The following is a 14271-nucleotide window of genomic DNA, read 5'->3' as shown; positions in this document are numbered from 1 at the left end:
TCAGCTTTGCAATATCGCTGATAGTTGGAGATCGGAATAAGCAAATTAAAGGTAAATCCACATTAAATACCGAGCGAATTTCCCCAATTAACCTAACTGCAACTAAAGAATTCCCACCCAGATGAAAGAAATTATCTTTAATTCCCACTGGAGAAATCTGAAGTACCTGCTGCCAAAGTTCAATTAAAGTTTGCTCAATTTGATTTTGAGAGATTCTTGAATTGCAAATATCCCCAGCCGCAGCAACTAACATCGGTGCAGGTAAAGCCTGACGGTCAACTTTCTGATTAGGAGTCAGGGGAAATGCTGTCAACAAGACAAAATTAGAAGGAATCATGTACTCAGGCAATAGAGAGAGTAGGTATTCTCGCATAGTTGCATTGGTCGGCTCATGTCCAGGCTGTGGGACTAAATATGCCACAAGACGCTTATCCCCCGGCACATCTTCACGGACAACAACCACCCCTTCCCACACTGCCTCATGTCTGTTTAAAATTGTCTCAATTTCTCCCAATTCAATCCGATATCCCCGCACCTTTACCTGAAAATCCATTCGTCCCAAAAACTCCACATTCCCGTCTCTTCCGTAGCGAACCTCGTCCCCAGTCCGGTATAAACGTGCCGTGGCATCCGTACTAAAAGGATTGGCAACAAATCGCTCCTGAGTCAACTCTGGTCTATGCAAATATCCCCGCGTCACTCCCTTACCGCCAATATACAATTCACCAGCAACACCAACAGGAACAGGTTGCTGATTTTTGTCAAAAATGTATAACTCAGTATTCACAATCGGACGACCAATAGGAACTACTCCATCAACTTTACCTAGAGTATGGGTTGCTGACCAAATAGTGGTTTCTGTTGGACCATACATATTGTGGACTCGTCCCGGCACAATTTCCTGGAGTTGAATTGCCAAAGCCTCAGTCAAAGCTTCTCCACCCACCATCATCTCCCTAAGTTGTCCCATGGCTTTGCGGGTAGCGGTTTCTGCAATTAGTAAATTTGCCATAGAGGGAGTACATTGCAGATGTGTTACCCCATGACCTTGAATCAGGTCAGCTATAGATTCAGTCGGAGTTGGATCATTAGCCAGTGTCTTCAATTCATTTAGCAAAGGTAGTTGAGATAGCACCCTATCCGTATCTACGCCATAGTCAATCAGGCAGGCAATTTCATCAACACCAATGTCCCTCACTCGATTCACCATCTGCAAACAGGTGTCCACAGTCCCAAACAGACCACTGGTTTCAAAATACCGCTCAAAAGAAAAATCTAGCACCTCAACCATATCCGGATCAGACAAATGAGATATGGCAAACCGTCCCTTTTCGTCCGTAGTTTTCTGCTTGAAAGTCGGGAAAGACCAAGCCGCAAGCTTGATTAAATCCAAAGAACTAGCCAAATATTGCCGCATGGGTTGACGGACAATTTCTTTGACAATATCATCACTTTCCCCCACAAAAGTGTGCATCATCACAGTGACAATTCCCTGTCCAGAATGTCCATTTTCTTGCCAAGCTTGACGATAAATAGCAATCTTGGCTGCCAACTCATCTAAACCCTGCCCCAATAAGTGAGTTAAAATATTAGCGCCGCTTGCTCCTGCCTGATGGAACGTTTCCGGGTTGCCTGCCGCTGTAATCCAGACTGGGAGAGTAGGCTGAATGGGGCGGGGCAGAGTTTGCACCTCGACGATTTCGCCTTTACCGTTGGGATATGCTAAAGTTCCACCTTGCCAGAGTTTCCGCACCTCCTCAACTTGCTCAAACATAATTTCCTTGCGGTTCTCAAAGGCTTGGGGACACAGCACAAAGTCATTAGGCTGCCAACCTGCTGCAAAGGATATACCAACTCGACCACCAGAAAGATTATCAACCAAAGCCCAATCTTCAGCCAATCGCACCGAGTGATGCAAAGGAGAAACACAGCTACCGGCACGAATTTGGATATGCTTGGTAATAGTAGCGATCGCTGCACTACTAATCACAGGATTGGGAAATAAGCCACCAAAAGCATGAAAATGACGTTCAGGAGTCCAAATAGCTTTAAAGCCATTGGCATCAGCAAATTTAGCCCCTTCTAGCAACAGTCTATACTTGGTTGCTGCATCTTCACCTTGCTCATGGCTGGAGAAGTAAAAAAGACTAAAATCAGTGTGTTTTAATTGATTTGACGGCGGCAAAGTTGACTGTTGTCGTTCTTGTTTGGGGTTATAAATGACAACCTTAAACCCCCGTGCCAATGTCCAAAACAATTCCAAGACGGAAATATCAAAAGATAAACTGGTGACAGCCAACCATACCCCCGGCGGATCATGGTCAATCACAGCATCCATACCAGTGAAGAAGTTGACCACATTCCTATGCTCCACCATTACACCTTTAGGTTTCCCCGTTGAGCCGGAAGTGTAGATGATATAACTCAGGTTTTCCGGTTTCACCCCACTATGGGGATTTGTGATTGGTTGTTGAGTAATTTCGCCCCAGATCATATCAATGGGGATAATGCAGACATCATCATTAACAACCAGTTTAGGAATTAATTTCTCCTCAGTTAAGATCACCGGAGCTTGGGAATCTGCCAGCATCAAAGCCAAACGCTCTGGGGGGAAATCGGGGTCAAGGGGAAGATATGCCCCACCGGCTTTATGAATTGCCAATAACCCAATCATCATTTCTAATGATCTTTCGAGATGAATACCTACCAAAACATCGGGACCAACCCCCTGTAGTTGCAAATAGTGGGCTAATTGATTGGCTTGTTCATTCAATTCCCGGTAAGTTAATTGTCGCTCTTGAAAAGCCACCGCTACACCATCAGGAGTAGATTCGGCTTGAATTTCAAACAACTCATGAATACACCGATTTGTAGGCAAAGGCTGTGCTGTATCGTTCCAATCCCCCAAAATTTGCTGCTGTTCGGACACCGATAACAGCGGTAATTGATGTAGCGGTTGTTGAGGATGCTCTATACAAGCAGTGATAAAACTCTGGAGTTGTTGAACAATGGCTTGAGAGTCAGCTTCATTCAGAGAGCTAGTATGAATTAACTCTGGTAAACTGCCATCCTCATAAGCCACAAAAACCATAGATGCTTCCAAATAATGCCAATCTAGGCAATCTGGACTGCTTGCTAAGGCGATTGCTACAGGCAGAAAATTACTCTGGAGGCTATCTTGTAATTCTGGATAACGTCTCAACAGGCTATGTCTAAAGCTACCCAACCGCGAAGTATCATCTAAAGCAATTGCAAACCGCTTTTGAAATTGACTAAATGACTCCCCTATCTGAGTTTGTATACGGATAGGAACTCGTTGAGCAAATATTTCGGGCGCAATGCTACGTTGTGAATCCGTTTGCAGTCCCAAATCAAATTCCATTTCCGTTGCCAAGCGCCCACAGTAAGCCGCAAACATAGCCAGCAAAGACTTAGCCTCTACCTGCTCTGTGGACAACAAAATGCCATAGCAATCCATGGAGATATCTAGAGACTGACTAGGCATTTCCCTCGGCAAATAAGGATGTCTAAAGGGTGCAAGCTGCATCAAACGTTGTGACCAAGTTTGCTCATAGCGACAAATAGCCGCATTGCGTTGATTAATTGCCTCCCTGACTTCCCCATCAATTACTGGCAAGACATCACCGACGCGCACACTATAATCTTTTCTCAATTGTGCTGGGGAAATATTCTTTCCCCTTAATGTCGTTAAACCACTTAATTGCACAGCCCCATCTATAGTGGCAACGCACATTCCCTCCTCTCCTAGTTTCAGCACTTGTCCTGGAGTACCAGAAGCAGTTTTGATGACATGGGCAGAACCGACAGCAACCACTCCTCCTGGCAACCACACCTTGGGCAAACCTAGTTCATTGCGAATGGGTCCAAAATCTAATGCTTTGACCAGATTACAAATATCCTTACTACTAACATCAAAAGAAATAAGAGCAGCCGCATCAGGGCGATCGCTAGAGCTAAAATAACTTCGTTGTGATAGGTCTTGATGCCAAGGCTCTATCAGATCCATTGCCAGTTCTTGCACCAATTCGGTGAAGGAATTAACTGCTGCATCAAAACAGCTAACATTCAGGTTAAATACTGTATCATCTGCCAAAATCGGCACAGCTTTTTGTTTAAAGATCCGCCCAGCGTCAATTTCACAAGCTACTTCGTGCCAGGTAATAGCATATTCAGTTTCACCATTCAGCAAAGCCCAAGAAGTTGCATACAAACCTGCATACTTAGGTAATGGGGAATCATGGTAATTAATAGTAGCTTTTTTTGCCCTAGCGATCGCATCGGCGGGAATGATCCATTTGATGTTATTAATACTAAAAAGATAATCGTACTCAGCCTCCAAGAGTGTTTTATGGAAAACGTGTCGAGAAGGAGCATGAGTGATGCCATGTTCTTGAGACCACTTTTGCAATGAATGATCTGTGGAATACACTCCCAGCACTTGGCAGTTTTTCTGCAACAAAATTTCTAAACAACTCAAAGGCAGGACACCATCGCCGACAACAAAACAAGAAAAGCTGGACATAATTCATCTATCCTCGAAGAAAATAATTGACAATTGACAATTGATAATTGACAGCTAAGAAGGGAGGCGTTGCATAATTGAAGTATGAATTAGCCTCACGCAAAGGCGCAAAGACGCAAAGGTAAGAGGTTTCAAAGTTGGACTGGGTGGATTTCATACCTCGATTTAGCAACGCCAGAAGGGAAAATAGTCTCGAATCTGGGTTATTAAGCGTTGTCAATTGTCAATTATCAATTGTCAATTAGTTAAGTGATGTATCGCCGAATCTGATCGGCAATTCTTTGACTAGCTCTATCAGCAGTAATTAGTTGAATCTGGTCTGGATGAGATACTCCCACACCTAACTCTACGGCGGTGCTAATCTGTGCTAACTTCCAAATAGATCCTTGGGTAACTTCATTTGTACTGCCTAACAAACGCAGCATTCCCAACCCAATAACATCAATAGCTATCCGATCTGTACTGGCTAGAATCACATTGGCCGCCACCTTCTTACCAGACTCTGGTCCCCCTTCCACAAAGGTTTCCACACCATCCATTAAGACCAAACTGGGCTGATAGACGGCATTAATTTCCGCGATCATCTGCTGCATATATGGTGAAGTATGCAAATCATTCATATAGTTGAAGGGATCACCAGGAACATACTTTGCGACCATACCTACTGTATTTTTGAGTGACAGGGTATAATGCGCTCCCCTATGAGTTTTCAAACAACAGGTATTGACAACCGCTCCAGCCTGGAGAATTGGCCGCGCAAAGGCGAAACCTTGTTGCCAGTGAGTTCCTGATGGTGAAAAATATTGCCACTGTTCAGTAGACATTTCATCAAAAACCATCGCTTCTAATCCATAGCGTTCTGCCAGTTGGAACACCCCTTTTAGCTTCATAGCTTCACGAGTCTGAGCCATTCCTGAGCGATCGCCTACAGTAATTTTTCCCACTCCAGCTTTTTGCAGTTTTTCCACCAAGGCTGCTAATAATTTAGTATCTGTAGCTGCTGGCGATGGATCGGCGGTATTGTAATTGGGTTTGAGAAAAATACTTTTTCCTTCGATCCCATCTGGCTGTAATAAGTCAAGTGCTTGCTGTGTCCCTGATACCCGATCTTCGGTGTGAACTAAGACAACTTTGCTAATACCAGTCGGTTTTGGTGATGCTACTATTTTCATGGCCTGACTATTCTTGGCATTAGCAGCTTCCAGAATAGATTTAGATGTTTTCAGGGTATGAATCACAGATCCAGGGGAAAACCCCGATATTTTCAGGTTGTGAAGAACAGGAGCAACAATAGCCGCCCCCGTAGCGATTCCAGCTAATTGGAGAATATTCCGCCTTGTGCGCCGGGGATGAGAAGATTGACTACGCATAACACTAAGTAAGGTGACAGGTTACAGGTAAGAAGGAATAAGCAGGAATCAGGAGGTAGGGGCGCAGGGCCTGCGCCCAGTCATGAGAAGGAAGAAAAAGATTAGTCTCGAATCTGGATTATTAAACGTTGTCAATTATCAATTGTCAATTGTCAATTGTTATTAGATTCGGACTAAGTTACTTGGGACTTCAAACTTGACAGTTTCCCCAGGGGAGTAAACAGCTTTGTCTTCTGTATCACTGAGAATGATTGATCCTGCACCAATAATATTTTCTTTGCCAATTTTGATGTAATTGCGGATAGTAGCATTCAAACCCATAAAAGTGTATTCTCCTATGTTGACTCCACCACCAAGAACGACATTAGAGGTCAGAAAACAATGATCATTGATCACACAATGGTGGGCGATAGAATTCACACCCAAAAGTAGACAGTTGTTGCCGATGGAGGTGAAAGGCTGAATAACATTATTTTCCATGATAAAGCAGTTTTCACCCACTGGTGTACCATAATAAGATGCTTGAGAACTGATATAGGAAATAAAGCTATATCCTCGCTCTTTTGCATTCAAGTATTTTTCTGCCCGCAATTTATTAACTTGTTGGTAACTAATGGCTATGAATAATTTGTATTGATCAGGCGGATAATACTTTTCTAGTTTTTCATAGGGGACAATTGGTAAATTATGGAAACTCTCTGTTTTCAGATAGGCTTCATCAACAGTAAAACCAACTACTTCATGTTCAGAATCTCTCTGAAGATAGAAATGGGCTATTTCGGCTATTTCACTACTTCCGAAAATAACAACCTTAGCCATGATTTATACTCCAATTATATCTTTTATTGATGTTACTTTTCATGGCTAATTTAATCTCCCATAAATTCTTCCATTGTGGCATGATTTTGCTGACTAATCCCTTGCTGTTGCATAACTGTCCAAACAGTCAGGAAAATAATTTTCAAGTCTAGTAATAAACTCCAATTGTTGATATACAAGATATCTAGGTTAAATTTTTCTTCCCAACTCAGGGCATTTCGACCTCGAACTTGTGCTAAACCTGTAATCCCTGGTTTTACTTCCTGTCTTCGTGCTTGTTCTGGGGTATATCGAGCCAGATATTGTACTAATAATGGTCGTGGTCCGACAAAACTCATATCTCCCTTGAGAATATTCCATAGTTGGGGAAGTTCATCAAAACTTGTTTTTCGGAGAAATTGACCAAAAGATGTTAAGCGTTTTTCATCGCTAAGTAGATTACCTTTTTCATCGCACTCATCGGTCATGGTACGGAATTTGTAGAAATTAAAAACCCGTGCATCTTTACCTGGACGAGGTTGGATAAAAAGAACTGGACTACCCATATTTATGTAGATAGCGATCGCGACACCTAGCATAATCGGAGAAAGAATAATTAAGGCGATCGCTGCTACAAATCTATCTAGTATTGATTTGAGAAATCTGCTATATTTGTTCATGAGTTCACCTTTTATTCAAACCAAAAACCATGAATACGAAATATTAAGCAGCAATTAATTTGCAGAAATACCTGCTTGATGTTTTCACTAATCAGCAAATAATGAAATTATTGAATTCCATTAAATCTATCAAGCCTTATTTGATTTTTTGAAGTCTTTTTTGCACCGTGAATAATTTACAGGATAGACTTGATTTCTAAAATCAAATCGCCAGCCTGGCACTACTTTTATGAGTATTTGATGAACAATATTTAGTTAAGATAATTGACAATTGATAATTGACAATTGACAATTGAAAATGCTTAATAATCCAGATTAAAGACTGTTCTTCCTCTTCCTCTTCTTCCCCCTTCTTCCCTGTCACCTGTCACCTGTCACCTGTCACCTCCCTTCTTCCCTATCACCTTCTTCATATAAAGCTTCGTGTAACTTAATAATGTGGCGGAGGTCATAATCTATTATCCGGTTACGCCCTTTTTGACCCATAATACGAGCTGCTTCGGGATGATCTAATATCCATGCCATTGCTTTTGTTAGTTCTTCTATATCACCCACTGGCACAAGAAGACCACAACCGTCCGCTAGTAAGTCTCTAGTTCCCCTAATTGCTGTGCCAATCACAGGAGTTTGTAGTGATATTGACTCCATTACACATCGGGGTAATCCTTCTTGTTCAGAAGCCAATATAGTAGCCACTGATATAGATATTAAAGTTGTAATATCCTGACGCACACCCAAAAAACTAACTTGATCTTGTATCCCCAATTGCATTGCTAACTGCTGCATCTGATTCATCAGTGGACCATCTCCAGCAAAAGCTAGGCGGGTATCAGGTCGCGCTAGACAAGCATAAGCTTTTAAAACATCTTGAGGGCGTTTGCGGGGAATTAACTCTCCCACTGACAAGAATAGTGAGGTTTCTGGTGCTAACTTTAATTCTTGGCGTAGTTGCTCAACTTGAGTTTCGGTAATAGCATCCTGACTGTAATAATTGGTATCTAAGCCAATTCCCGGCATATAGCAGATGTTTTCGGGAGATTTAATTCTGTGGGACTTTGCGGCTTGTTCATCATCACGATTGATCACGATTAAACAGTCATGCCAATTTCCTGCTAGTTTTTCTAACCCTAGAAACAAAGCATTCTTCAATGGTTTTCCACCAGGATGGAAGTGAAAGCCGTGAGCAGTATAGATGACTTTTGTATGGAGATGCTTTTTTAAGTTTCTCAGGGCGTACCGAGTCACAAAAGCAGCGACAGGCGTATGCACATGAACTATGTCATATTTCTCTTGCTTGACTATATTTTGGATAATTTGCGGTGTCTTTAGCAAATTGCGTGGATCTAGGGGATTACGTGACCACTGGATATCCCAAACATGATCAAACTCCTGTATGCAATCTCCACAAGCCGAAATACCACAAGCCATACCATCTACACGCCAACCTTGATCACGAAAATGACGGGCAAAAGGCAGGAGAAAGGCACGTAGAGTAGCCGGAATAGTCGCTACTATTAAAATTTTCTTCATGTTTTGATTTTTAAGCATTTGTGTGAGGACTTACGCAAAATATCTCTGAACCCCTCTTTTCTATCCCTAACGGGACGCTGCGCGAACGTGTCCTTCGTTCCTATCCCTAACGGGACGCTCCGCGAACGTGGTTCGTTCTTTCGTGACTGTGTGTAAGTCCTGTGTGTGTTGTCTCTAACAACTCTGCTAAACCTTCACGAATACTGATATTTGGCAACCATCCCAAAGTTCTGAGAGCGGCATTATTGGCGAGACTGTGACGAATATCACCAGGGCGGGATTCTTTGTAAATGGGATGCAAATTTTGATCTGTTAAATCGTTGAGGATATGAACGATATCTAGTAAAGATGTGGCGACACCGCGGCCAACATTAAAGGTTTTACCTGTGGCGTTTGGGTGTTCCATGACGAGTAGGTTAGCAGCCACGACATCAGAAACGTGAACAAAATCACGACTTTGCAAACCATCACCGTAAATAATTGGGGCTAAACCTTGACGGATGCGATCGCAGAATATAGAAATTACACCTGAATAAGGACTGGATGGATCTTGACGCAGACCAAAAACATTAAAGTACCGTAAGCAGACAAATTCTACCCCTAAAGTCCGGGCATAGAAGTGACCCAACAGTTCTGAGGCTAGTTTGTCTACTCCATAGGGTGTGATTGGGTTTGCAGGTATTGACTCTATTTTTGGCAGAGTTGGTTCATCACCATAAGCAGCAGCACTGCCAGCAAAGATTACACGGTGAATACTATGTTTGCGTGCCGTTTCCAAAACATTGAGAGTAGCACCATAGTTGACCTTACTGCTGCCGATAGGATCGTTGATAGATTTGGGAACACTAGCGATCGCGGCTTCATGAAAAACATATTTGCATCCTTGCATAGCAGCATCAACGGTGGATAAATCTGCAACATCACCGATGATGACTTCAATATCCTGGGGATGAAGAGTAGCAATATTTTCCAACTTCCCAGTCGAAAGATTGTCCAAAATCCGCACTTTATAGCCTTTTTTCACGAGGGCTTCGACAATATGCGATCCAATAAATCCACAGCCACCAGTTACTAAGACGGTTTTCTGAGCTATTTTCATCGTCTTTCACTTATTTGCTAAGTTTTCTGAGTTAAAAGCCATTTTTCGGTCTGCGATCGCACATAACGGTAAAATCCAATTCTTTGCTCGCGCAGCACTTCATCTCTATAATCTTTCGCTTTCTCTAGGTTACGGGCTGACATTCGCGCCATGCGTTCTGGGTCAGTCACAACCTCCTGGATTTTGCTGGCTAAAGCATCTACATTACCGGGCGTTACCATATCCTCAATTGGCAATAGTTCGGGAATACCGCCTACTGTTGAGCCAATACAGGGTAGTCCCCGCGCCATTGCTTCTACCATTGCTCTAGGTAGCCCTTCTTGGTAAGAAGGTAAAACAAATAAGTCAGCTTGATCTAACTCAGTAGTGACAGCTTTTCCTGCCGCTAACTGACCACGGAAACAGACTCGCTCTTTTAAACCCAAGGCTGCTGCTTGTTCCTCCAGTTCAGTGCGGTGCTTACCATCGCCAATCATGGTCAATTTCAGGTCTATTCCTTTTTGTATACAGATAGCCATGGCACTGAGCAGTATATGAGGCGCTTTATAGAGTTGAGCTAAAGTACCCACAAAAATCAGATGCAATGTCTTCATCTGGTGAAATTGACGGGGAGTTAAAATTAAAAACTCCTCTGGGATGTCTACGTCTGATATGCCTACTGAATAATGAGGACAAGGATATCTAGTTTGTAAAGCCTCTTTGGTGACATAAGCTGCTGCACAAGCATTGGCACATTGTCGGCGCAATATTTGAGGAGACCACCACCGGAAAAACGGACGCAAAGGATGTCTAATAGAACCTGGAGCGAAGACATCATAAGGATCGGCAACGACTTCTACAGCATAAGGATGATGGGTAGCGCGGAGTTTGGGTTCGATACAGGAGGCAATTGTCGAACTGACTCTCAAAATTACAGCATCTTCTGGATTTACAGCCTGTTGAGCAATCCGTTTGACTTGGAGCGATCGCCATAAATACTGCACTGGTCCAATATAATAGGGAATAGCAGTAAAGGAAACATGATCGCCATTAGCCTCTTTGCAATCAGATGGTACTGTGGGTAAGTTCCGAACACGGGCAACCACCTGCACATGATCAAAAACCTCCAGATATCGCTGCCAAAATGAATATGGGAACTGTGTTTGTGTCCATACCATTCCATCCGGTGTGCGATCGAAACGGTATTCAAGTGCAACGATAATATTCATAACATTTGACAAAATGAAGAGTTTTTTCTGTACGTATATGAAAGCCAGTTAAGTAGGTAAACGGAAAAAAACGATATTTTTTACTTTGCATAAATTCCCTACAAAATAAGTAAAACCAACTAAATCATTTAAAGTTCGTAGTGAGGACTTCAGTCCTCAAATGAGCAATAAATTCCTCACGACGAAATTATCTCCAGACTTTTTTACATTACTTAATCTACTGATGATCAGTTAAAAAAAATTGATTGATAGCAATGGACAAGGCAGTTAGAACATCAACTAATCCTAAAACTTAGACAATAAAAGGCTTCTTGCACTGTCACCTGCGATGCACTGAGCTTGTCGAAGTGTCACCTGTTCCCTGTCACCTGTTATATCTATCAATTCCTTTTGAGAACTTAACCAAACAACTAAAACAGGCAACCCACTATTTTTGATTAAGAAAAAAATGTCATTATCAAAGTCACTTGTAAGCACCATAAAACAAAAATTGACAAGCATCGGCAATAAAATCAAGCGACTATCTGAAGATTTCCAACTAAGCAGGCAACGCTGAACCCAGCCAACCAAAATCCCTAGTGGAATAAATGCTAGGGGGACAGCAAAAAAACCAAAATTAAGCATTGCTTCTCCTGCAATTCCGTAGACTTTGGAAGTTTCCCATACACCCATTTTGTAAGATCCTTTACCAAAAAATAGTTCTGTTCCTTGCATAACCTTATGTTTAAAAGGCTTATCAGGCATAATGAATTTGGGTATTAAAATAGTTGCTCCTGCTATATAAGTTTCTCCCCAAACATATTCATAATCACTATGAGGAAGCATCAATCTGTAGAGCATATAAGCATGGACATCACTGCGTCCAATATCTCCCAGCAGCAAGCCTTGCCATGTTCGTCCTGATTTCTCTTCCAATTGGGCAGCATCTTCACGACTTTCTAGCGCCGTATTGACTCCATCCAGTCCTCCTGCTTTAAAGAAACCATACAAGTACATAAAAAAGAGCAGAAAAACTATTCCTATAGCTACTTCTTTTTTAGTAATTGGACGAATCATGAAATGAATCATACCTGCCGCCCAAAATAAAGCCCAAATTGTATTAGAACGACTGCCTCTAAGACCACCAAAAAACATCTGTAATACTAGAAATACTAGCAAAACTAAAATTAATATTGGCCAAGATTGAAAACGTTTATTTCTTTGGGCGTAAATACTAAATACCATCATTGCCAAGATAGGGAAAGTTTCTGAAAATAAGAATACAATTCCCATACCTTCTAAATTTGATTCACCCTCTTGAGTGGCAGAGGCAATATAACCCATCACTCCACCAAACTGCTGATAGACTCCAATCTGAAGTACCGCAGAAAAGATCATAGCAAAGCTAACAATAAAATAAAAACGCTTGAGATTGATTTGCCATACAATTTGAGTTGACGGATTTTTTGGTTTTTTGACAACGAGATTTCTGCAAAAGCGATATGCTAAAAGACCTAATAAATTGAGGATTGCCATACCACCTAACCACGGTCTCCAGTCTGGTGGATAGTCAAACCAAGCCTCTAACCAACGATCCCAACTCACATGAAGTATGGGGGCTAAAAAAAAGAAATGGAAACCTAATACACCGATAATTCCCACTGGGTCAAATATATTTAGGTGATTGCGAAACCATTTGATAGCATCAATACCAATCACAATTCCACTTAATGTGACAGGTATTAAAAACCAATGCTCGAATTGTTTTGAGCTTTGAAGACACCACAACAGTATGACGCAGCAGATAAAAACAGAAATAAAGATGCTATTTACATAAGTTTTGGGGAAAGTTCTTTTGTGATTCATTATGAAATTGCTTTGGTAAACTGGGTTTGATAAATCTTTTCCAACTGCTGTACGGAAGTTTCAATATTGAAAGGACTAGTTTTTACAAGTCCCAAAGAATCTGGTTGCATATTATGAGAGAGTTTAGATTGTTGAGACAGGATCTCATGAACCCACTCGGAAACAGGTTGGTGGAGAGAAAGTCGCTTGACTAATTGCTTTACTATGTCTGCTTCTTCTGGAATCGCATCCGATAAAATACAAGGTAATCCTGCTGCTTGGGCTTCAATTAATACTAAAGGTAATCCTTCTGTGAAGGAGGGAAATACAAATACATCCATAGCACCCCGCATTATTCTGGCAACATCAGGGCGACTACCCGCAAAGATGACTCTATCAGCAATACCAATATCCCTAGCTTGCTGTTTGATTTCCGAGATTAAACTACCTTCTCCTACTATTAAAAGGTATGCTTGCTGTTCTTGGCTGGCAATAGTGGCGAATATTTTCAAAAGAAATTGATGATTTTTTTCTTTCTCAATGCGACCAACATGACCAATAACAAAAGCATCTGCTGGAATATTCAATTCATTGCGAATCTCAAACCTATTTATAGATTGTTGGAAAGGGGTCAAATTGATACCGCAGTAAAGTATTTGCCAACGAAGATCGTTTTGCCAATTTTGACCAAAGAAATCTGCATTAACAACTTCGCTGCATCCCAGACCAATAGTAGAATGATACTTAATCAAATATTTTGTCAACCTTAGATACAATTGCCGATATATTCCTTGGTTGGCTTCTAGTGCCGAGCTACAATGGCTATGGAAAATACGGTTTGGTATACCAGCTTGTTGGGCTAAATGCAAGACATATCCACTGAAGTGATAAACGTGACTGTGGATGATATCATAATGTCCATGTTTGTGGAGAATCTGTCGGAAATTGGCAGCATATAGCCAAGGATTTGAGGGATTTAAACAAGGGATAATCTGGCTACCAAGGGCGAGTATTTCATCATCGTAAGCACAAGGTTGATCGGTATGAACTAGAAAATCCATTTGAAAGCGATCGCGGTCAATATGACGGAGAATATTCATTAGCCAGGTTTCAATCCCCCCCCGATTCATCCCGCCTACAACATGAAGAATATGCTGTTTCATGATTTGCATTCACTCCTTATTTAGATAAAAAAACTATTGCTTTACCCAGAACAAAA

9 protein-coding genes are annotated in these 14271 nt (G+C 41.7%); all 9 read right to left on the bottom strand.

What is annotated here, in order from left to right; genetic code table 11:
- Positions 1 to 4543 (bottom strand): MupA/Atu3671 family FMN-dependent luciferase-like monooxygenase (locus FJR38_RS21745; protein WP_168539387.1); only part of this gene is annotated, 4543 nt, incomplete at its 3' end.
- 245 nt (positions 4544 to 4788) lie between these two features.
- Positions 4789 to 5913 (bottom strand): DUF362 domain-containing protein, encoded by a 1125-nt coding sequence (locus FJR38_RS21740; RefSeq protein WP_168539385.1) that lies wholly within the window; start codon positions 5911 to 5913, stop codon positions 4789 to 4791.
- A gap of 162 nt (positions 5914 to 6075) precedes the next feature.
- Positions 6076 to 6732, bottom strand: coding sequence for an acetyltransferase (locus FJR38_RS21735; RefSeq protein WP_168539383.1), 657 nt, complete (start codon positions 6730 to 6732; stop codon positions 6076 to 6078).
- Positions 6733 to 6782: 50 nt separating this feature from the next.
- Positions 6783 to 7391 (bottom strand): sugar transferase, encoded by a 609-nt coding sequence (locus FJR38_RS21730; RefSeq protein WP_168539381.1) that lies wholly within the window; start codon positions 7389 to 7391, stop codon positions 6783 to 6785.
- Positions 7392 to 7772: 381 nt separating this feature from the next.
- Positions 7773 to 8921, bottom strand: coding sequence for a glycosyltransferase family 4 protein (locus FJR38_RS21725; RefSeq protein WP_168539379.1), 1149 nt, complete (start codon positions 8919 to 8921; stop codon positions 7773 to 7775).
- 106 nt (positions 8922 to 9027) lie between these two features.
- A complete protein-coding gene (locus tag FJR38_RS21720) occupies positions 9028 to 10020 on the bottom strand; it encodes an SDR family NAD(P)-dependent oxidoreductase (RefSeq protein WP_174764089.1) in 993 nt (330 codons plus the stop codon).
- A 17-nt stretch (positions 10021 to 10037) separates the two neighbouring features.
- Entirely contained in the window at positions 10038 to 11228 is a 1191-nt protein-coding gene (locus FJR38_RS21715; protein WP_168539377.1) for a glycosyltransferase family 4 protein, read from the bottom strand.
- A gap of 285 nt (positions 11229 to 11513) precedes the next feature.
- Positions 11514 to 12926: a hypothetical protein gene (locus FJR38_RS21710; protein WP_168539375.1), complete on the bottom strand. Its 1413-nt coding sequence runs from the start codon at positions 12924 to 12926 to the stop codon at positions 11514 to 11516.
- Positions 12927 to 13072: 146 nt separating this feature from the next.
- The gene (locus FJR38_RS21705; RefSeq protein WP_254445215.1) at positions 13073 to 14215 is read right to left on the bottom strand and encodes a glycosyltransferase family 1 protein; all 1143 of its coding nucleotides are present in this window, start codon (positions 14213 to 14215) and stop codon (positions 13073 to 13075) included.
- Positions 14216 to 14271 lie beyond the last annotated feature (56 nt).

It is taken from the genome of Anabaena sp. UHCC 0253 (assembly GCF_009712085.1).
GTDB lineage: Bacteria > Cyanobacteriota > Cyanobacteriia > Cyanobacteriales > Nostocaceae > Dolichospermum.
The sequence above is the reverse complement of the archived record's forward strand: the minus strand, read 5'-3'. Positions and strand labels throughout refer to the sequence as shown.